Origin of the sequence: Maricaulis maris (assembly GCF_003634045.1) — a bacterium.
Classification (GTDB): Bacteria; Pseudomonadota; Alphaproteobacteria; order Caulobacterales; family Maricaulaceae; genus Maricaulis; species Maricaulis maris.
In genome coordinates this window covers 131,168-152,603 of sequence record NZ_RBIM01000007.1, presented here as the reverse complement: position 1 = coordinate 152,603, position 21,436 = coordinate 131,168, and the positions used below count along the sequence as shown (strand labels likewise).

Sequence of the window (21,436 nt, the reverse complement as noted above, 5' to 3'; positions counted from 1 at the left end):
TCGACTGTCGCGGCGTTATTGCCCGGCAGGCGGCCGGGGTTCGTCGCGACGATCACGGCGGGGTCCGCGTCGTCCCCGTGCCTCACGCCCGATCCGGTCACGACCGGCCTGGAGCGCTGCGGCCCGGGTTTCGGCATCAAGTCCGGCGACGACGTCGAGAACAACCGCTTCGATGCGCGCCTCCATCGTCCGCTGGCTTTCCCGCATCCGGGCCATGGCCGCAGCGACCGCATCGGCGTCAAATTCCTCGGCAACCAGCAGGGCATCCAATTCGCGCCGGGCGTCCCGGCCCTCACCGACGATATCGCGCATCCCGGCAAAGCTGTCGCGCAGGCGGCTCCGCGCCTCGTCACGCGCCTCATCAGGGAGGGCTTCGACAAAACCGCGCAGGTCAAACCCGCCACGGCCGGTCGGACCACCGCGGGGCGGCGTCCCGGGCTCGTATTCCTGCCGCAGCTGCCAACGCGGACCATCGGTGCTTCGATGCACCAGATAGCCCACAAGGGCGCCATTGATCAGGACGGACCCAACCAGGGCAATGATCCAGGGGAGCGCCGGTCTCATGCGTCCTCTCCCAGCCAGTCAACCCAATCCTGCTCGTATCCGGTGAAAGCGTCGGCGTAGATCATGTCGGTATCGGCCCCGGTTCCGGTCAGCGCACCGCTGGCAAAGCCGGCAAAGACACCGACCAGGAGTGCGGCCGCGATCGCCGACGGGGCCATCCAGGCCGGCAGGCCGGTCGGCACCGGCAATTGTGCCAGCAGACGGCGCTCCAGCAGCGGTGCCTCGATCACCGGTTCAACCAACCGGTCGAGCAGCTCATCCAGTACCATTTCATCACTGGTCGCCTCGAGCACGCCCGCGCGGTGGCTCGCCGCGAAGGCTTGTGCCGCGGCACGCTCATCATCAGGCCAGCGGGCCGGATCGGCGCCATAGACCTCGAGAATTCGAAAGAAGCGTTCCTCAGTCATCATTCGTCACCGTAACGGGCGTTACCGCCCTGTGCATAGCTGGCTATCAGATCGGGCGCATCGCCCAGAAGCACGGCCTTGAGCTTGCGCCGGCCACGGGCCAGCAGGGATTCGAGGGCATCGACGCTCACAGACATGATGTCCGCCGCCTCGATATTGCTCATTTCCTGGAAATGAACCAATTCAAGTGCCTGGCGCTGGCGCTCCGGCAATTGCGCCACAGCGGCAGCGACGCGATTGCCGCTTTCCGCCTGTTCCATCCGGGCATCCTGACCGGGCGCACTGTCGGCGCGCTCGGGGACGGCATCCGTCAGTATCTCGCGTCGCTTGCGCAGCCGGTCATAACAAAGGTTCAGCGCGATCCGGCAGACCCAGCTGGAGACCCGGGCCTGACCCGGCTGCCAGCGTCCGGCGGCGTTCCACACCCGCAGGAAAGTTTCCTGCGCCACATCCTCGGCTTCCATCGGATCACCCAGCGTGCGCCGGGCGAGACCGAGGATGCGGGACATGTTGGCCGCCATCAGCTCGCGCGCCGCATCGCGGTCGCCAGCGCCGATACGCGCCATCAGGCGATCCTCCGCCGCCCGCACCCCGGCCGGAGCCGGGGTGACGGGTAGCGACCGTTCGCGGACACGGCCCGACAGGGTTCCGGCAGCAGCCGGTTCGTCAGTCTTCATACCGTGTCCGTCGAACATCAGCGAAACCGCTAGTTCCGCCACCAATGCCGGCGATCCTGTCGCTGTTCCACAGCCGCGTCCAGCTCGTCCGGCGTGATCGAGCCGTTCTCATCGCTGTCGAGCCGGGCAAAGAGCCGGTTCTCGCCACCAAGGAATTCGGCCCGGGAGATCCGGCCATCCTCATCAGTGTCGAAACGGCGGCCGGGGCCTTCACCTTCACCGCCGCCGCGGCGCGATCCGCGGCGATGCCGGCGACGGTCATTGCCTTCGCCCTCATCGGCCCGCGCCTCGCGCTGCGCCCGCAGACGTTGCCGGACCGGCGACGCATCGGCGCTATCGAGATAGCCATCGCCATTGCGATCCATCCAGGCAAACATTTCCGCCTGCAAGGCATCGACCTCGGCCCGGGTGATGGTGTTGTCGCCATTGGCATCGGCCGCGCGCAACATGCTCATCGCACGATGGGCGCCGCCGGCACCATGGCCACCACCCTGGCGGTCACCGCCATGGCGTCCGCCCGGACCCTGGGCCTGGGCCACGGCACCGGCCAGCAACAGGCAGGTCGAGCTCATCAGTATAATCAGTCTGGAAGTTTTCATGACGTCGTCCTTGTCGTTCAAAGCCTCGCTGTGAGTAGAACGGGACAGCGGCGGATATCCGTCGCGGCGGCGTCACATTTTTCCGACCCGCCGCCCAAACACCTTGCGGACCTCGGCCATGCGCGTCCCGAGGGCCGCCGACAGGGCCTCGATCTTGCGACAGCCGGCCAGTTCAGCGAGACGGGCCGCGAAACCGCTGCTGGCCTGGGCCGGGTCAAAGCCCGAGCCATGCGCACAGCGGATCATCTGCAACACGCCCAGTTCGAGCTGCAGGGTTTCGGTGAGCAGCTTGACCTCACCGGCCGGCAGGATGCCCGCCTCGCCCAGCGCCGTCAGCGCGTCCGCGGTCGAAGCGCGCAACACATCGGCTTTGCCGGCATGGATGAGTTGCAGGGTCTGGGCGATGAATTCAATGTCCTGCAGACCGCCCGGCCGTGCCTTGAGGTCCCAGTCCGACCGTGGCGGCTTGGCTTCGGCGAGACGGCGGCGCATCGCCAAAGCGTCGTCCCGCACCCCCTTGGCGTCACGCGGTCGGCACAGCGCCCGCTCGAACGACGCCTCAACCGCCCGCGCCAGCGGTCCGTCGCCGGCGATGATGCGGGCCCGGGTCAGGGCCATCATCTCCCAGGTCCAGGCCTCGTGCGGGTAGTAACTGTCAAAACGTGCCAGCGAGACGGCCACCGGTCCCGCCTTGCCCGACGGGCGCAATTGCATGTCGACCGTGTAGAGCTCGCCCTCCTCGGTCGGCGCCGACAGGGCGCTGATGATGCGGGTGGCAAACCGGCCGAACCAGGCTGGCGCGGTATCGTCACCGTCATAGATGATCATGATGTCGAGATCGCTGTCGGCGGCGAGTTCGCGGCCGCCCAGCTTTCCCATGCCCAGGATCACCCCCTCGCCCGGCATCGGTCCGTAACGGCGCTCGGTCTCGTCCTGGGCGGCCCGCGCCATGGCCGCGAGCGTGGCGTCGGCCATGGCCGAATAGGCGACACCGGCGCTTTGCGCGCTCGCTGTCCCCTTGAGGATCTGGGTGCCGATGCGGAAGCGCTCCTCACGCACCCGGCGGCGCGCCGCGTTGAGCGCCGCCTCATAATCACCGGCCCGCGCCAGGGCTTCGCCCAACCCATCGCGAAAACTGCCCGGTGCATCCTGGTCGAGCGGGACCGAAAAGCGCTCGTCCAGCATGGCATCGAGCAAGGCCGGACGCCGCGCCAGATCGGCAGCCAGTCGCGGCGCAAGCGTGAGAATACCGATCAGGTCGGCGGCCAGTCCCGGCTCGTTGGACAACAGGGAGAGCGGTTGCACCCCCATCGGCAGGTTTTCGAAGAAGGCGGCAAAGCGCGTCATCGCCGCATCCGGCTCGCCGGTCGCCGCCATGCGATCAACCAGTTGTGGCGCGATACGGGCAAACAGGGTCCGCGCCCGGGTCGAGCGCACCGCCCTCACCCGCCCCGCGGCCCAGCCATTGAGCGTGGCCCAGACCGAGGCAGGTTGGGAAAAACCCAGCGTTTCCAGCGTGGTAATCGTGTCCGGTGTCGGCTCAACCCCGGTCAGGATCAGCGAACCCGCTTCCGAAGCCAGCGCCTCGTCATCCTCGAACTGGTCAGAGAAATGCCCGTGCACCCGCTGCAGGCAGGCCTCGACCGCCGCCTCGAAGGCAGCCCGGTCGACAAATCCGGCCAGGGCGGCAAGGTCGGCACGATCATCGTCATCGAGCGGCACGGTCTGGCTGGGTTCGTCCTGGCGCATCTGCACCCGGTGTTCCCAGCTGCGCAGGTCGCAATAATCGGCCGACAGCGAAGCGACGACGTCCGCATCCACCGCACCGGTTTGGCGCAGCGCCTCAAGCGCTGCCAGGGTCGCCGGCGCCCGCACCCGTTCGTCACGACCTCCGAAGACCAATTGCGGGATCTGGGCATAAAACTCGATCTCGCGAATGCCGCCACGCCCGAGTTTGAGATCATGTCCGGCCGGGCGGATTTCGGCCCGTCGTCCGACCGTCTGGATCTGCCGCGCCAGGCCCCGGATGTCGTCGATCGCGGCGTAGTCCAGCGAGCGACGCCAAATGAAGGGTTGCATGTGCGCAAGAAAGCGCGCTGCGGCGGCGGTGTCGCCGGCGCTGGCCCGGGCCTTGATCCAGGCCGCCCGCTCCCAGGTCTGGCCGAGGCTCTCATAGTAGTTCAGCGCCGCATCGGTCGAGATGATGACCGGGGTCGCACCGGGATCCGGCCGAAGCCGCAGATCAACCCGGAAGACATAGCCGTCTGCCGTGACGTCCTGCAGCGATTTGACCACGGACTGGATCAGGCGCGGCAAACGCCGCCGCGGCTCCTCGCTGTCGGGCAGGGACAAGGCCTCGGCATCATAGACGGCGACCAGATCGATATCTGAGGAATAATTGAGATCACCCGTGCCCATCTTTCCCAGGGCGAGCAGGATCACACCGGGAAGCGGATTCTCCGGATCATCGACCGGATGGGCACGGCCCTGTTCGGCGAGAAAGCGGACATGGGCGTGCAGGGCCGCCTGCAGGGCAGCGTCCGCCAGCCGGGTCATGGCCCCGGTGACGGACCGTACACCCCAGACCCCCGCCAAATCCGCCAGCGCGGTGACCAGGTGGGCGTCGCTCTTGGCCTGGCGCAGGGCGATATCGAGTTCACCGACATCCGGCGCCCCGGCCCCCGCGATGCGAAGATTATCGATGGCCATCCCGATCAGGCGGTCCGGCGTCTCGATCACGCAAGCGGCCAGCGTGTCCGGTCGCCGCTGGGCCAGCCGGGCGAGATAGGGCGCAGCCGCAAACACGGTGTCAAGAAAGGCCTCGACCGGCGCAACCGCCTGGCGCACAGATTCCGGAAGCGCCGCGATCACATGCGCAGCGGCACCGGGCGTCCGTCCCGGCAAGGGCGCCAGGCCGGCCGGCAGGGTGGGGCTGGATTGCGTGTCGGCTTCGGTCATGACGGGCAAGTTGGCCCGATCCGCGGTTCGGGTGAAGGGCGCGAAGCCACCAATCGCAAATTTTCCTGATCCTCTGCACCACGAAATAATTTTCCGTAGCACACAGCCCGCCGGATCAGCTTCCCGCTGGCGCCTTGGGGAAGCAGAGCGAGGCGCGCAGGCCGGCGCCATGGCCGTCGGCGACAACGCCTGGTCCCTCGCCCAGTTCGAACGTGCCATTGTGGACGTCGGCAATGGCCTGGACCAGGGACAGGCCCAAGCCGGAACCCGGCTTGGTGCGTGAATTGTCGAGTCGAACGAAACGCTGGGTCACCCGCCCGCGATCGCTGTCGGGAATCCCGGGCCCGGTATCGGTGACCGAGAATTCGATCTTGCCCTCGCCGGTCTCGCGCAGGCGCAGGGTCACTGCGCCGCCGGCCGGCGTATATTTCACCGCATTATCGAGAATGTTGGCGAGCGCTTGTGACAACAGGCCGCGATCACCCAGCAGGATCAGACCCGTCTGGATCTCGGCCGCAAAGGCCAGGCCCTCATCCTCGCAGACCGGCTCGTAAAGCTCGGCCAGGTCGGAGGCGATATCGGCCGGGTCGAGGCGCTGGATCGAGGCCCGGCTCTCACCGGCTTCCAGGCGCGACAGGGACAGGATGGCGTTGAAAATCCCCAGGAGCTCGTCGGTATCGGCGACGGCCCGCTCGAGCGCCTGCTCGCGCGACTGGCGGTCACCGTCTTCCCGCAAAGCCTCGTCGAGCCGGTTTCGCATGCGCGTCAGCGGCGTGCGCAGGTCATGGGCGATACTGTCACCGGTATGACGCATGCGGTGCATCAAGGCCTCGACCCGGTCGAGCATGTTGTTGAAATTCTCGGACAGCTCGTCGAGTTCGTCGCCGGTGAAATTGCGCGGCGCACGAGGCTGAAGATCGCCCGCCTTGACCCGCCGCGCCACGGTGTTGATGCGGTCGAGGCGGCGCACGAAACGGCGACTGACGAAAATGCCCGCCGCCACGCCCAGCGCCAGAGCCAGCGCCGAAGCCGCCAGGATAGTGTTGAGCATGCGCGAGACGAGACGCGTTTCCTCGTCGACATCAAGACCGACATAGAGCTGATAACCGGACGGCAGGTCGATGATCCGGCCGCGCGCCGTGCGATCATCCTTGCCGTCGGCATCATCGCGGTCACCGGCAGCAGGCCGGCGATAGGTGAACTGCACGCGACCTTCATCATCCGGCTGTACATCCGGCAGATAGGTCAGGTTTCCTGACAGGCTGCGACCGGACGGATGGACCAGCAGATAGAGATAGTCCGCCCCGCCGCCGACCGTACGCTCGAGGATGTAGCGATTGACCGTACGGATGCCGCCGGCCTGGAAGCTGGCATCGAGCTGTTCGACTTCCTCATTGATCGCCGCGTCGGCACGGCGCAGCACCATGCCGGCCGAGGCCGCATAAACGAAGCCCAGCGTGACAAAACTCGCGAGTGCGAACAGGGCCGCCGACAGAAGGGTCTGCCGGAAGGCCGTTGTTCTCAGGAAGGCAGCCCCACGCGCCTGCATGCCGGATCAGGCCTGCAGGCGGTAGCCGGCTCCGCGCACCGTGTGCAGAAGCGAGCGCGGGAAGGGTTTGTCGATCTTCGAGCGCAGGCGCGAAATATGGACGTCGATGACATTGGTCTGGGGGTCGAAATGATAGTCCCAGACTTTTTCCAGCAGCATGGTGCGGGTCACGACCTGACCGGAATGCTTCATGAGGAATTCCAGCAGGCGGAATTCACGCGGTTGAAGCAGGATTTCCTCGCCCTCGCGCACCACGGTGCGGGCCAGCAGGTCCATTTCCAGATCCCCGACCACCAGCTTGGTGCGAACCGTGTCCGGATCCCGGCGACGGGCCAGGGCCTCGACGCGGGCCAGCAATTCGGCGAAGGCGTAGGGCTTGACCAGATAATCGTCGCCGCCGGCCTTGAGACCTTCGACACGGTCATCGACCTCGCCGAGGGCGGAGAGAATGAGAACCGGGGTGCGATCATCGTCGGCGCGCAGCGCCTCGACCATCGAAAGCCCGTCCATGCGCGGCATCATGCGGTCAACGACGAGCACGTCATATTCCGCAGCGCGGGCCATTTCCAGACCCTCTTCGCCGTCGCCGGCATGGTCGGCCACATGGCCGCTTTCGCGAAGCCCCTTGCGGATATAGCTGGCGGCTTCGCGGTCATCTTCAACGATCAGAATGCGCACCCCGATCTCCTTTTTTTCTCTAGTCGGCATCGCCGAGTTGCAGGGCGACATAGCGTTGACCGCCACGCCCCTGGACCAGCAGCAGGATGGCGCTGCGACCGTCTTCACGTGCCTCATCGGCGATGACACGCAGGGCGTCGGCGCTGTCGACCGGCTCGCCGCCGGCTTCCAGGATGATGTCACCGGTGAGCACACCCTTGCGGGCGGCTTCGCTGCCCGGTTCAACCTCATCGACCACGACACCCGTGACGTTCGGCGCCAGCCCCCGGACCTCACGGTCCTCTTCGGCCAAGGGCGCCATCGACATCCCGAACACGGCTGTGCGCGGCGCCACCTGGTCGACCGAACTCATGCTGGCCAATTCCTGCTCGCCTGGCCGATCACCGAGACGGGCGCGGACCGTATGTTCACGGCCATCGCGAAGGACCAGGAAACGAACCTCCTCGCCAGCCTGGATATTGCCGATGCGGCGGGTCAGATCTCGCGATCCGTCAACCGTTTCGCCATCGACTTCCAGCACCACATCCTCGCGCTCGAAACCGGCCTGGTCGGCAGGGCCGCCCTCAACGATCGAGCTGACGATGGCGCCGGTCGTGCCCTCAAGTCCCAAGGCTTCGGCGATATCGTCGGTGACGTTCTGGATCGACACACCCAGCCAGCCGCGCGCGACGCGGCCATCATCACGCAAGTCAGCGATGATGCGGGCGGCGACGTCGGACGGGATGGCAAAACCGATGCCGACATTGCCGCCGGTCGGCGAGAATATCTGCGAGTTCACACCGATCACATTGCCGTTGAGATCAAAGGTCGGGCCACCGGAATTGCCGCGATTGATCGGGGCATCAACCTGGATGAAGTCGTTATAGGTCGAATTGCCGATCGGCCGGCCAATGGCCGAGATGATGCCGGCGGTTGCGGTGCCGCCGAGGCCGAACGGATTGCCGACCGCGACAACCCAGTCGCCAACGCGATATTGCGGGTCTTCTTCCAGGCGCACAAAGGGGAAATCGACGTCGGAATCGACCTTCAGCAGCGCCAGGTCGGTCTGCGGGTCGGTACCGATGACACGGGCCGGGAATTCTTCACCGTCAGACATGCCGATGGTGATCTCGTCGGCATTGGCCACGACGTGGTTGTTGGTGACCAGATAACCGTCAGCGCTGATGAAAAAGCCGGAACCGAGCGATTGCCGCGGCTGCGGCTGCGGCCGCTGGCCACCGAACTGGCGCTCCAGCCACTCGCGCATTTGCGGCGGCAGATTGTCCATGTCGGGGCCGTCACCGCCGCCGAACTGGGCCATGTCGACCGTCCCGCTCACCTGGACCGTGACCACGGACGGGCTGACGCTTTCAATGAGGTCCGCGAAGGACATCGGCGCCCCGGCCGGAACCGCAGCCGCCAATGGCGGCTGGCCGGCGGACTGGAAGGCGTGGGCCTCGCCCATCGAGCGGTCCAGAAGACTTCCTGCAGCCAGCGCGGAGAGCGCCAGAAGCGAAACACCGCCAAGGCGGCGCATGCGATCAACCGAAATCATGGGTATCGACGACCTTTCCATTACAAGTACGGGTTCATTGCGAATACGGCTCGAACATCACGCGGCGGGATTAAACGCGGCGTGTCTCAAACATTACAATAACATTACAACCGGTAATTTACCCGTCATCTTTCAGGCGGGTCCTCACGACGACAGGATTGTGCAGGGTGCGATGGACCGGGCATTTGTCGGCGATCTCCAGGAGGCGGGCCTTCTGCGCCGCGTCCAGCGCGCCTTCCAGAACGATCTCGCGCTCGAAAATATCGACATGCCGTTCCTGGCCATCGGCACAGGCCTCGCAATCCTCGGCATGCCCCTTCTCGTGGGACGTGCCCACCGTCACCCGCTCCAGCGGCAGGTCCTTGCGGTCGGCATACATGCGCAGCGTCATGGCGGTGCAGGTGCCCAGTGCGGCCGCGAGATAACCATAGGGCGACGGGCCGGCATCGAAACCGCCGACCGAAGCCGGCTCGTCAGCGATCATGACATGATCACCATCGACGACATGGTTTTCGAACTTGCCGCGCCCGGTCTCGCGGACAATCACCGTACCCGCAGGCCCCGGTGTCGGCGCTGCCGGTGCCGGAGCGAGCACGTAGCGCGTCGCCCAACCGGCAATGACGTCGGCGGCGTAGAGCGCATCACGCTCGTCGCGCAGCAAATGGTCGGCATCATCAAGGCTGACAAAGCTCTTGGGGTGTTTCGCCGCACCGAAGAGGCGCGAAGCGTTCTCGACACCCACCTCCTCATCAATCGGCGAATGCAGGATCAGCAGCGGTCGCCGCAGGTCGGCGGCGGCGTCTTCCAGACTGTGGCCGGCAATATCATCAAGGAACTGCTTCTTGATCGTGAACGGGCGACCGGCCAGCGAAACCTCGGCGACGCCGTCGCGGGCAATGGTCTCGACCTTGTCGGCGAACTGGCGGGTGACATGTTCGGCATCGGCCGGAGCGCCGATCGTCGCGACAGCCTTGACCGACGGCAATCGCGCCGCCGCAGCGATCACCGCCGCGCCGCCCAGGGAATGACCGATCAGCAAGTCCGGCGCCGCATGTTCGGATTCCAGATAACGCGCCGCCGCGACCAGGTCCTGGATATTGGAGGAAAAATTGGTGTTGGCGAAATCACCCTCGGACTGACCCAGCCCAGTGAAATCAAAGCGCAGAACCGCAAAGCCGGCGGCCGTCAAACGGCGTGCGATCCGGCTGGCGGCGAGAATGTCCTTTGAGCAGGAAAAGCAATGCGCGAACAGGGCGTGCGCCCGCGGCGGACCGGCCGGCCGTTCAAGCCGCGCCGCCAGCGTCTCGCCCAGCGCGCCGGTAAAGGTCACGCGTTCAGATCGTGCCATGCCGTGTCTCCTTCGACTTTCCCATCAGGTAAGTCATCAGGAGACGAACACAACACACGCGGCGCTGACAATCCCGTCAGCGACTGTCGGGCGCGCCTGCCGTCATGTCTTCGCCCTCACCCTGCCAGACGCCCGCCTCGCGCAGGGCCTCGGCGACTTCCGGCGGCATATAGGTCTCGTCATGCTTGGCCAGGACATTGCGGGCCTGCAGCACGCCTGCCAGGTTGAACTGACCTTCGACGACCACGCCCTGGCCTTCGCGAAACAGGTCCGGCAGCAGACCGTCATAGACGACCTGAACATTTTCGACCCGGTCGGTGATCACGAATTGCACGGCCCCGTCGGCGGTCTCGCCCACAGAGTCCTCAAGCACCAGCCCGCCGACCCGGATCCGCGCCTCGGTGCCGGGATGGGCCTCGGCGATCTCGCTGGGCGAATAAAAATAGACGATGGCATTGCCGACCGCCAGGAAGCCGAGCGCGACCGCGATGCTGAGAACGATTCCGGCAACGGCGATGGTGGCGAGGCGGCGATTGCGGTGACGCATCAGCGCGGCTCCGAAGGTTTGAAAATGAGGGAGAGATTATTGGCCGGCATGGCGATTTGCTGGTTGAGGGCGAGGCCGTGGCCCGCCATCAGCGCGACGACATCGTCCAGCGCCCGCACGCCCCAGGCCGGGTTGCGGGCTTTCAGCGACGCATCGAATTGGCGGTTGGACGGCGCGGTTGCCTCGCCTTCCATGAAGGGGCCATAGAGCATGACACAGCCGCCCGGCCTCAGCGCGCGCCCGGCAAGCGCGGCCAGCGCCTCGGCCACACCCCAAGGCGAGATATGGATGACATTCATGCAGACCAACGCGTCGAACGGGGGAAGGTCGGCGACGGTTTGCGGATCCAGCAGATCGATCGCCAAAGGCGGCCGGATCGCACCATCGGCTTCGCTGGCCCACGCCGCCTGGCTGGCCCGGGAGGCCGGGTCCGGGTCGGACGGTTGCCAGCGGATATCGGGACGCGCCCGACAAGCCGCCACGGCATGTTCGCCCGTCCCCGATCCGATCTCGAGCACTTCGGCGTCCGGCGGCAGGACATCGGCTAGGACGGCGGCGATGGCATCGCGATTGCGGCCCGCACTGGGCGAATGCAGCCGGTCGTCAGTGGCAGTCCGCTGTTCCAGCGCGATCGGTGATCCGGGTGGTTTGCTCATGCGGTGGGAATTACGTGTCTGCGCGGCTCGAGGCAAGCTGCCAGGCGCGGCGCGGGACGCTATGCCGCGGCGGCGGCGACGCCACGGCGACGCAGCAAGGAGGCCGCTTCATCACAACCGGCGGCCAGCATCAGGCGCACGGTGATGTCCAGCCCGTCCTGGGCAGTTGTGCGGTTTTGGCCCTCACTGGTGGCGACCAGATCGACCAGCATCTCGCCGGCTTCCTGCATGCGTTTTTCGGCCGCATCCGCGATTCGTTTCTGGGTCGAAGCGATGGCGGCGGCGGTCGCGTGTTCGCGGCATTTGCCGAGGAAGTAGAGCAGGCCTTCGGCCTTGTCGATCGCCGCCTCGGGCGGGATTTGCGCCGGGATCACCCGGCCGCTGCGACCACGGCGTGGTTCCGGCAGGCCGGCGTCAAGCGCGAGGGGGACCTTGGCGAGGATTTTCTCGACATTGGTCGAGGCCTCGGCCCGCAACCCGAAGAGGGACCGGCCCCAGCGGCCATCCTTGCGAATGCCGAATTCGGCGGTCATCCCGGTCGAGAAGGCGACAAAGCGGTCAAAGACGAGATAGCAGGCCTTGGCCTCTTCCAGCGTCTGCGGGGGTTGTTTGAGGCGGGCCGCGAAATAGCCGGTATCACCGAGCACGGCATCACCGACGGCGGCGAGTTCGGTCTTGGACACGACCAGATCATCATCCCGGCGACCGATCCGCTTGACGACACGGAATATCTGCCACGGGCTTTCCAGCCGTCCCATCGTCAACAGCAACACCCACAAGGCCGCCTCGGCATTGCTCTCATGCATGGTCTCGTGCAGCCGCTTGACGGTCAGGGACAGGTCGTCATCAAAATCCTCGATCTTCTCCGGCACTTCCGCCATCGCCCCGGCGATCTCTTCGCAATTATTCAGCAAGACGATTGCATCCGAGAGCATCGCCCGCCCCTCGCCGCCGAAGCGTTTGAGCAGGGCTGTCATGTCCTTGGGAACGCGGTCGGCCTTGTGCACGGCTTCAGCCAGTGCAGCCCCGGCCTGACGCCGGAACTCAAACCAGATCGGATCACTCTCCGGTCGTTTGCACTTCTTGGCAGTCTCGACCATGTCCTTGGCCAGATGTCGCCCCATCCAGCCCCAGATCTTCGACAGGTCTTCGGTGGTGAAGCGAAAGCGCGATGGCGGGATGATGCCGGACTCGCCGACCAACGGCCGCAAGGGCGCCAGCACATAGGCCTTCGCCAGATCACCGGCCGGCTTGCGCATCGCCTCATCCAGCTCGGCAAATATCGTGCTGAGCAAGGCCGAAGCGGGGTCGCTCGGTGCGGCCGCCTTCGTTGTCGCCCGCAACGTCGCCCGCATATGTTCGGGCATGCTGCGCCAGAGCGCTTCGAGTTTGGCTCGCTGGGAAGGCGAGAGTTTTGCCATGGTCTAGGATACACAGTTTTTTGCTGACCCTAGTCTTCAACGACTTAGGTTAATGAGCGTTTAGCGCCCAGTCGCCGGAAGTCCAATACGGGCCGCCAAGCCTCCCAATTCTGATCTCGACAGGCTGAGTTCTCCATCATAAGCTTTGGCAAGGTCAGATACAATTGCCAGCCCAAGTCCCGAGCCCGGCGCCTGTTCGTCGAGCCGAACACCCCGCTGCAGCGCGGCTTCGCACTCGTCCGGGTCCAGTCCGGGACCATCATCCTCAATGGTGACCGCCAGCTCACGCGGCGCCGTGCGACAGGCCGAAACCCGCACTTCGCCACCCGACCACTTGCAGGCATTATCCATCAGATTACCGATCATTTCCTCAAGGTCCTGGCGTTCGCCCTTGAAATGGAGATCGTCCTCGACCTCGGTGGTGATGCGGATGCCGCGCGAAGCATTGATCTTTTCCAGCGTCCGCGCCAGGTCACCAACGGTCGGGCCGAGCGGGGTGCGCGCACCGACCGCCTTGGCGTGGGCCGCGGCCCGGGCGCGACGCAGATGGTGCTCCACCTGTTCAGTCATCACGCCCGTCTGGCGCTGGACCATGTCGGCCAGCGCCCCTTCCGAGGTTCGCGCCTCATTGGTCAAGACGGCGATCGGGGTTTTCAGCGCATGCGCCAGATTGCCGACATGGGTGCGCGAACGTTCAACCAATTCGCGTGAATGGTCGAGCATGGCGTTGAGTTCGTCGGCCAGGGGCTGAAGTTCGGTCGGAAACTCGCCATCGACACGTTCCTGATTGCCCTCACGCACTTCCGCGACGCTGGTGCGCATGCGCAGGACCGGCGCCAGGCCGATCCGGACCTGGAAGAAAACACCGGCCGCAATGGCCGTCGCAAAACCAAGAAACATGATGCCGGACGTGATGGCGAAATTGCGGACATCGCGGTCCGCAGCCTCGCGATCCTCGGCTGCCATCATGATCACCATGTCGGCCCGGGCCGGCAATTGCACCGCCTGCGCGGTCAGGCGCAGGGGCTCGCCGCTCGGGCCTTTGGTATCAAAGGAAATGATCTGGCCCGGCGTGGCCAGGGCCGAGGCGAGGAGCGCATCCGGTGGCGCCAGGACTTCGTCCCACAGCGAGCGCGAGACCACGAGTGCCTGATGCCCGCCGCCCTCCATCTCCGGCCCGTCCATGATCTGCCAGTATCGACCGGAGAAAACCCGGTCATAAGCGGGGTCGGACGGTCGCCGGGCGAGCACGATGCCGCCGCCGGGATCGGTCTCGGCAGCCGCAACCAGCGCCTCGACGACGCTGGCCAGCCGGTCGTCCATCGTCCGCAGGACGGAGCGTTGATAGAGGGTCGTCAGCGCCACCGCGCCCAGCAGCAGAAGGACCAGCGCCCAAGCGGCGGCGCCGGCAAACAGTCTGAAAGCCAGGGAGGCGCGGCGTTTCACGAAACCGGGCGCGCCACCGGATCAACCAGCCGATAACCCAGACCGCGCACGGTCTCGATCCGGTCAGTGCCGATCTTCTTGCGCAAACGACCGACAAAAACCTCGATCGTGTTGCTGTCGCGATCAAAATCCTGGTCATAGATGTGCTCGACCAGCTCGGTGCGCGAAATCACGCGGTCCTGGTGGTGGGCGAGATAGGACAGCATGCGGAATTCATGCGAGGTCACCTTCACCGGCGCGCCATCGATGAAAACGCGGGCGCCACGGGTGTCGATGGACAGGCCGCCGCACTCGATTGTCGCAGTGGTGTGACCGGCGGCGCGGCGGGTCAGCGCGCGCATGCGGGCCAGCAATTCCTCGGTATGGAAAGGCTTGGTGAGATAGTCATCGGCACCGGCGTCAAAGCCTGCGACCTTTTCCGACCAGCGGTCGCGCGCGGTCAGGATCAGGACCGGGAAGTCCCGGCCTTCCTGGCGCCAGCGTTCCAGCACGGTGACACCATCCATCTTGGGCAGGCCAAGATCCAGCACGACCACGTCATAGGGTTCGGTATCCCCCATGAAATGCCCGTCTTCGCCATCCAGGGCGGAGTCCACGGCATAGCCTGCATCTTCCAGCGCCCGGCCAAGCTGGCGGTTCAGGTCCGGATCGTCTTCAACAACAAGCGCGCGCATGCACTCCCCCTATCGTTCAAAGAGTATCTGCCCGGTGCGGGCATCGGCAACCACATCAACGCGGCGACCATCCTGGGTGAGAATCTTGATCACATAGCGCGGTGACGCACCGCCCTCGAGTTCGGCATCCAGCACATCGGCGCCGGGATAGCGACGACGCACTTCCGCGATCACACGCAGCGCCGGCACCACATCACCCTGACGGCGCGCATTGCGGGCCTCCGGAGCAGAATAGCGATCCTGCAGGCTGGCATAGCCAGCCGGCTGCGCCACCGACAACGCGGCGGACGACAGCGTCGCCGATGCCACCGAATCGTCGGCTTGGGCGGGGGCCGCGATGACGCTCAGGGCGCCGGCAAGGATGATCAAATGTCTCAACATGACACTCACACTGACGGGATCCCCCTGAACCCGTGCTGAACAACTTACTACCAAAACATCACCGTCACGAGCGCAAGCCCTTGCGCGGATCATAACCGTCCGGCGGCGACCATGTCTCGAGAAAGGCCTTGAGCGCCTCATCGCTGGGTGGCAGGGCCACCATCAAACGGATCAACTGGTCGCCCCGCTTGCCCTTGGCGCCCGCAAATCCCTTGCCACGCAGCCGCAACAGTGTGCCCGTGGACGACCCCGGCGGCACCCGGACATCGACCGGCCCGTCAATCGTCGGCGCCCGCACCTTGGCCCCCAGCGCCGCTTCCTTGACGCTGATCGGCAGTTCGAGGCGAACATCATCGCCGGCGCGAGAGAAATATTTGTGCTCGGCAACCCGGATCTCGATCAACGCGTCACCGGGCTGGCCACCGCTTGCGGACGGCTCGCCCTGACCGCGCAAACGCAGCACCTGTCCGTCCGAAGCACCGGACGGCACGGCGACATCCAGTGTCCGGCCGCCGGCCAGGGAGACACGATGCTTGCCGCCATGGGCCGCTTCCATGAAATCGACGGTCAGGCTCTGGCGCATGTCGGCCCCCTTGCGCGGCGCCTGCTGCTGGCGACGCGCGCCGCCCTGGGCACCGAAATCGGTGAAGAGGTCCGAGAAGATGTCCTCGAACCCGCCGCGCCCAGCCTGACGTGATTGCCGGAAATTGAACGGCTTGCCACCGGCCGCACCGCCCATGCCACCCATGCCGGGATGGAAACCGGCCCGCGCGGCCGCGTCATACTCAGCCCGCTTGTCCGGGTCGGAGAGCAATTTGAAGGCTTGCGAGACGTGTTTGAAACGTTCCTCAGCGGCGGCATTGCCGGGATTGGAATCAGGATGGAGTTCCTTGGCCAGCTTGCGATAGGCCTTGCGGATCTCGTCGGCCGTCGCCGTTTTGGAAACGCCAAGCGTCTTGTAGGGATCGTCCATGCCCGTCATGCCTGTCCGTCAATCCTTCCGGCTGTGAAGGTCAGGCATCATGTAAGCGGCTTTGCCGACGATATCAAAGCGGGCCTCACAGGTCGGCCTCAGCGGTCGCGACCGCCCCGGCGCCAAGCCGCGCCGACACCTGCGCCACCCGTACCGTCAAATGCGTCGGCAAGGCGCCGAAATACGCTGTCAGCACAGCATTCATGAGCGTCAACCGGGTCTCACCGATATCGTCCAGGCGGACTGTCTCGCCGTCCGCCTCCAGTTCGACCTGCCAGGCCTCAACCGTCTCACCAAGCGGCACCTCCGGTGCCGACCAGTCATCACCACCGATCCGGGTCTGCCGGATCCAGTCCAGTTCGACCCCGTCGGTGGTCCGCGTCAGGGAAAGATGGACCGGCGGCAGCGGCGTCAGGTCAGCCACAACAGGCGCGATCGTGCGCACGCTTGCGGCCTCGTCCAGCGGCGAGCGCCCTGCGGCAACGGCAGCGACGTCCAGCGCCACACCACGCTCATGCGGTGCCAGCATCAGGGGCTGACAGGCGGCATCGAGGATCACCACCCGCGCCGCGGCCGCGGCGGTGCGCGCGACACTGCTGCCCAGACCGCGCAGCAATCCGGTGAGCCGGTATTGGCCCGGTGCGACCAGTTCGGCGTCGCTGAACGCGACAACCTCCCAGACGCCCGGCTCGGCTTCGACGGCAATCCGGTTGCCACCACCGAGCACCGTCATTTCATCGAGACTGTCGGGCGGCCCCCAATCGAGCGCGATGTCGAGACGGGCGGCGCGGTCCCAGCGCCCGACCGGTCCACTCGCCAACGCCTCAACCAGCCGGCCCATCCGCGCCGGTCGGGTCAATCGCAGACGGGTCTGACCGGCCAGCGAGATATCAATGGCGCCCGGCCAGGGTTTGGACCAGGCGGCGACCAGCGGCCCGTCCCGCGCCTCGCCCGATTGCAGCGGCAGGTCGAGAACCTCCAGCGCCGGCCGGGTCGCCGGTCCGGGCAATGTCGCGTCCACCCCCGCCTCGCCGGTCGCGACGGTCAGCCGACGCCCGCCGGGACGGACCAGCTGCGCCGTGCGGCCAAAATCGCCGTCCAGCGACGCGATCCGCCACACTGTGCCCGACACGGTGATCGCATCACCAGCCTCCAGCCCCAGCGTGGCGGGCGGCAGGATCAGGTCGAGCCGTTCCGCCTCGTTCTGCGCCGCTGCCAGCCAGTCTGTGCACCAGCGCCGCGCGGTGTCAGCATCGGCGATGACCGGCACGCTCAGAGTTGCGCTCTCAACCGTGCCGAACGTGTCGCGGGCAAAGGCGTGACCAAGGCGATAGGCCGATCGGTCATCGTAAAAGCCCAAGCGGACATCGCGGATGAGATCAAGCGGCGCCGGATAATGCCGCGTCACACTGCCTGCCTCCGCCGCGACCGGGTCGGTCAGGGTAAGGCCGTCGGTGACAGGTGCGGCCGAGCGAAAACCGACCACCTCATTGCCCTCGATCACATCCAGCCCCAGCAGCGTAACCAGTGGCGCCAACGCGTCGCGCGCCGCGATCGGTCGGTCGACGACATAGCCGGCGACCAGATCGTGGACCGCACTGGTGTCGATTTCGGTCAGGCCCGAGGCGTCGGCCAGTTCGTCGATGATGCGGGCGACCGGGACCAGGCCGGCGCGGCCATTGAGCCAATGCCCGAGCCGCCAATTGCCGCCATCCGACCAGATCTCCGAGCGCGCCGGGAAGTCCGGCCAGGGTCGGGCATCAAAGGCCCAGACCGCGCACCAGTCGGGCTCGACCATCGGCCCGCCATAGACCGGTGAGACCGGGTTGGCCGCCACATCCTGCCAGTGCGCCAGCATGCATTCCAGATAGCGGCGCTGGATCAGATCATCACGGCTGGCATTGGAATACCAAGGCGGCGCGCTCTCGGAGCTTTTCGGGTCGATGAAGACATTGGGCTGGTTGGCGCCCTTGTCGACCGCCGGACAGCCCAGCTCGGTCAGCCAGACCGGTTTCGACATCGGCACCCAGCCGGTCGCACTGGCATCGCGCACACCGCCGGGCCGGTCATGATGGGCGTTCGACCACCAGCCGACGAGATCCTTGTAACGCCAGACCCAGTCCTCGCCATGGCCAACATCCAGGATCGGCGTGCGCAGCTGCGCCTCGCGATCGGCCGGGCTGGTATAATACCAGTCATACCCCTCCCCGCCGGTCAGCCGGCTGGCGAGATAGGCGCGGTCATGCGGGGTCGCGGCGAGGCTTGTGTCGAGATGCCCGTCGCCATCACGCCAATCGGCCAGCGGGATATAAAAATCAATCGCCACGGCGTCGATCTGGGGATGCGACCATAGCGGGTCGAGATGGAATATCTTGGCACCGCCGCCGCTCTGATGGCCATGATACTCGCTCCAGTCCGCGGCATAGGACAGCCGGGTCGCCGGACCGAGCAGGCTGCGCGCTTCAACCGCGAGATCGCACAGGGCGGCAACCGCCGGATAGGCTTCGTCGGCACCGGCGGTGGTCAGCGCGACCATTTCCGAGCCGATCAGGAAGCCATCAACCCCACCCGCCGTCTTGGCGAGGGCGGCGCAATGCAGGATGAAGCGGCGATAGCGCCAGATCGCCGGGCCGCCATAACTGACCATCTCGCCCGCAACGCTGAAATCGCTCGCGGCGGCCGTCCCGAAAAAATCGGCGATCTGCGCTGCCACGCCGCCGCCGACCGGACGGATGCGGCCGCGCCAGGGATAGGCCGGCTGACCGCTGCCGCCATCGGGGTCGGGCAGATCATTGCCATCCGCGATATCCATCAGGATAAAGGGATAGAGGGTAACGCGGAAACCGCGCGCCTTGAGCCTCTTGATCAGGGCGATCACGCCGGCATCATCCGGCGTGCCGCCATAGACCGGCCGCCCGTCGACCCGGCCGATCAACCAGGCGCTGTCGCGATCGGCGCCGGCAACAGACCAGGCGGTTGGCCGGGTCTGGGTCTCGCGATCCTCGACGCCGGGACGGATTTCACAGGCACCACACCGCAGATCCGTGCCGAACCAGGCCAGCACGATCTGCACCGAACGGCAGGCCGGCAGATCGCGTTCCAGATCATCCAATGCCGCCATGACATCAGTCAGGCCGCGCGAATTGTTGCGATTGAGCGGCGTCTCGGCGCCGGGTCCGTCCAGCCGCATGACCGGCTCGGGCGACAGGGCAAACTCGCCGCAACCGGGGATGAGATTGACGCCGCGGACCTGCGTCTCCAGCCCGTCCGCCCCGACCCCGCGAAACACTTCCACCGAGAGATTGGGGATGCGGTGACCGAATTCATCCAGCGGCAAATCCTCGAAGACGAGATAGGCGGTGCCGCGAAATCCCGGCGCCGTATCGCCCTCGATCGCGGTGATCAGCGGGTCCGGTGACTGGTCCTCCGCCCCGTCATGCCAGCGCACGGCAAAGCGCGACTGGTCAAGCAGTGCCCCATTGGCCCAGATCCGGCCAATCCCGGAAACCACGCCCTCACACAGGCCGACGGCGAAGGAGATGGAATAGGAAAACCCGGTCTCCTTCGGCCCGCCCTTGCCGCCGCCGGAGGTTTGCGCGTGTTCAGTAAAACGAGCCGCCCAGATCACCTGACCGGCCAGACGCGCCCGCCCCCACAAGCGTGGCATGGCAGCGCCATCGGTCGAAGTCTGGACCGGCAGCTCAACCAGGCGCGGCCCCTCACGTCCGGGCAACAGCGCATTGACCGCGGCACCGGCCACAGCCTGACCCAGCATGGGCAGGGCCGAACGGGCCAAAGCGAGACCGGTTTGCAGGGCCGCGCGACCGGCTGTCAGGACAAGATCGGCCATATTGCCTCCTCGCTCGGTTCGGTGTCAGGCAGGTCGGGAAAGGCGAAGGCAGCAACCAGGCGGCGGCGCCACCACGGCGTCAGCGCCGTCTCGACGACGCTGCGATGCCAATAGGCGTGGATGATGCGGCCGCGTTGCGACAGCACGGCGCAATGACGCGCCGCGCCGCCCGGCTCGACGGCAAACAACAGCACATCGCCCGGCCGCACCGCCTGTTTGTCGATTTCGCAAAAATGGCGCCGGGCCGCCGCCAGCAAGGCGCCGTCCCAGCTGCCATCGGAAAGGTCGCGCTCATAGGCCGGCACGGCTTGCGGCTCGGCGCCATTCAGCGCCCGCCAGATGCCGCGCAGCAGGCCGAGACAATCACAACCGGCGCCACGACAGCTGGCCCGATGGTGATAGGGCGTACCGATCCAGCGTCGCGCTTCGGCCAGGGCCAGGGCGCGCGCCGAAACCGGGCGGCGCCGTTTCGCCCGCCTCATCCGCCCAGCCCCCGCGAGGCGCCGTCGCGCACCGCGTCTCCGGCCGGCGAGGCCTGCAGCACGTCATTGCCGACCATCCACGGAAAGCCGCGAAAATTGAGCGTGTTGGCGAAACGGTCGCGGCAGGTGGCAAAGGCCTTGTCACAGCCGCCCGCAAAACCGGGATGACCGGGATCAACGCCGCAGCGCGCATCGCCCAGTTCCGCATCACAGCGCCGGGCAAAGACCCGCCCGGTCAGCCGTGACAGGCGATGCGACAAGCCCAGTAGCTCGGCCTCGAAACGGCCATCAACGGCCCGGATCTCGCCCAGCTCGCCCTGGCCGGTCTTCACGCCAAGCGGTGGATCGGCCGACCAATCGACCCGCCAAACCTCGACCCGGGCGCCGGACCACAGCCCGGCTTCAAGATCCGCCTCGCGCAAAACCGCATCATCAAGCGCGCCAACCACGCCAGCCTGGTCCGGTGCCAGACCGGTCGCGGACGCCATGTCGCCACTGCCAAACCCGGTACCGGCACGGCAAGTCACACCGGCAAAGACGAGATCGCGATCATGATCGGTGAAGCCAAAACGGGCGCCATCGGTTCGGGTCACGATCCAGCACTGGCACAGACAGGACACGCCGCTGTCCAGCGCCGCCTGTATCGGCGTCGGGATGGTTCGCATGAACACCTCCTTGCCGCCCCGCTCGGG

19 protein-coding genes are annotated in these 21,436 nt (G+C 66.2%); all 19 read right to left on the bottom strand.

Going from position 1 to position 21,436, the window contains the following annotated elements; translation table 11 throughout:
- Positions 1–15: 15 nt before the first annotated feature.
- Positions 16–564, bottom strand: coding sequence for a periplasmic heavy metal sensor (locus tag C7435_RS14685; protein ID WP_121212267.1), 549 nt, complete (start codon positions 562–564; stop codon positions 16–18).
- Entirely contained in the window at positions 561–971 is a 411-nt protein-coding gene (locus C7435_RS14680; protein ID WP_147422716.1) for a hypothetical protein, read from the bottom strand. Before C7435_RS14680 ends, C7435_RS14685 begins: the two co-directional genes overlap by 4 nt.
- Positions 971–1,648, bottom strand: coding sequence for an RNA polymerase sigma factor (locus C7435_RS14675; RefSeq protein WP_083635217.1), 678 nt, complete (start codon positions 1,646–1,648; stop codon positions 971–973). Before C7435_RS14675 ends, C7435_RS14680 begins: the two co-directional genes overlap by 1 nt.
- Positions 1,649–1,677: 29 nt before the next feature.
- Complete coding sequence (locus tag C7435_RS14670; protein ID WP_143743060.1) at positions 1,678–2,247, bottom strand: EF-hand domain-containing protein; 570 nt, start codon at positions 2,245–2,247, stop codon at positions 1,678–1,680.
- A 72-nt stretch (positions 2,248–2,319) separates the two neighbouring features.
- A complete protein-coding gene (locus C7435_RS14665) occupies positions 2,320–5,205 on the bottom strand; it encodes a bifunctional [glutamine synthetase] adenylyltransferase/[glutamine synthetase]-adenylyl-L-tyrosine phosphorylase (protein WP_170150489.1) in 2,886 nt (961 codons plus the stop codon).
- A 115-nt stretch (positions 5,206–5,320) separates the two neighbouring features.
- Complete coding sequence (locus C7435_RS14660) at positions 5,321–6,754, bottom strand: sensor histidine kinase (protein ID WP_121212264.1); 1,434 nt, start codon at positions 6,752–6,754, stop codon at positions 5,321–5,323.
- Positions 6,755–6,760: 6 nt separating this feature from the next.
- Positions 6,761–7,432, bottom strand: coding sequence for a response regulator transcription factor (locus C7435_RS14655; protein WP_075191003.1), 672 nt, complete (start codon positions 7,430–7,432; stop codon positions 6,761–6,763).
- 19 nt (positions 7,433–7,451) lie between these two features.
- Entirely contained in the window at positions 7,452–8,966 is a 1,515-nt protein-coding gene (locus C7435_RS14650) for a Do family serine endopeptidase (RefSeq protein WP_083635194.1), read from the bottom strand.
- Positions 8,967–9,084: 118 nt separating this feature from the next.
- Positions 9,085–10,314 carry a bifunctional alpha/beta hydrolase/OsmC family protein gene (locus C7435_RS14645; RefSeq protein WP_121212262.1) on the bottom strand — a complete coding sequence of 410 codons (1,230 nt, stop codon included), beginning with the start codon at positions 10,312–10,314 and terminating at the stop codon, positions 9,085–9,087.
- A gap of 76 nt (positions 10,315–10,390) precedes the next feature.
- A complete protein-coding gene (gene ccmE, locus C7435_RS14640; protein ID WP_233350796.1) occupies positions 10,391–10,861 on the bottom strand; it encodes a cytochrome c maturation protein CcmE in 471 nt (156 codons plus the stop codon).
- Complete coding sequence (locus C7435_RS14635) at positions 10,861–11,517, bottom strand: DUF938 domain-containing protein (protein WP_121212260.1); 657 nt, start codon at positions 11,515–11,517, stop codon at positions 10,861–10,863. Before C7435_RS14635 ends, ccmE begins: the two co-directional genes overlap by 1 nt.
- 59 nt (positions 11,518–11,576) lie before the next feature.
- Positions 11,577–12,884, bottom strand: coding sequence for a hypothetical protein (locus tag C7435_RS14630; protein ID WP_075191008.1), 1,308 nt, complete (start codon positions 12,882–12,884; stop codon positions 11,577–11,579).
- A 114-nt stretch (positions 12,885–12,998) separates the two neighbouring features.
- Complete coding sequence (locus tag C7435_RS14625; protein ID WP_075191009.1) at positions 12,999–14,384, bottom strand: sensor histidine kinase; 1,386 nt, start codon at positions 14,382–14,384, stop codon at positions 12,999–13,001.
- Complete coding sequence (locus tag C7435_RS14620; protein WP_075191010.1) at positions 14,381–15,058, bottom strand: response regulator transcription factor; 678 nt, start codon at positions 15,056–15,058, stop codon at positions 14,381–14,383. The genes C7435_RS14625 and C7435_RS14620 overlap by 4 nt, the downstream gene beginning before the upstream one ends.
- A gap of 9 nt (positions 15,059–15,067) precedes the next feature.
- The gene (locus tag C7435_RS14615) at positions 15,068–15,439 is read right to left on the bottom strand and encodes a PepSY domain-containing protein (RefSeq protein ID WP_121212258.1); all 372 of its coding nucleotides are present in this window, start codon (positions 15,437–15,439) and stop codon (positions 15,068–15,070) included.
- A 64-nt stretch (positions 15,440–15,503) separates the two neighbouring features.
- The gene (locus C7435_RS14610; protein ID WP_121212257.1) at positions 15,504–16,421 is read right to left on the bottom strand and encodes a DnaJ C-terminal domain-containing protein; all 918 of its coding nucleotides are present in this window, start codon (positions 16,419–16,421) and stop codon (positions 15,504–15,506) included.
- 76 nt (positions 16,422–16,497) lie between these two features.
- Complete coding sequence (locus C7435_RS14605; RefSeq protein ID WP_121212256.1) at positions 16,498–20,262, bottom strand: baseplate multidomain protein megatron; 3,765 nt, start codon at positions 20,260–20,262, stop codon at positions 16,498–16,500.
- Positions 20,244–20,744, bottom strand: coding sequence for an NlpC/P60 family protein (locus C7435_RS14600; RefSeq protein ID WP_121212255.1), 501 nt, complete (start codon positions 20,742–20,744; stop codon positions 20,244–20,246). Before C7435_RS14600 ends, C7435_RS14605 begins: the two co-directional genes overlap by 19 nt.
- Complete coding sequence (locus C7435_RS14595) at positions 20,741–21,409, bottom strand: phage/gene transfer agent baseplate hub protein (RefSeq protein ID WP_121212254.1); 669 nt, start codon at positions 21,407–21,409, stop codon at positions 20,741–20,743. The genes C7435_RS14600 and C7435_RS14595 overlap by 4 nt, the downstream gene beginning before the upstream one ends.
- Positions 21,410–21,436: the final 27 nt, after the last annotated feature.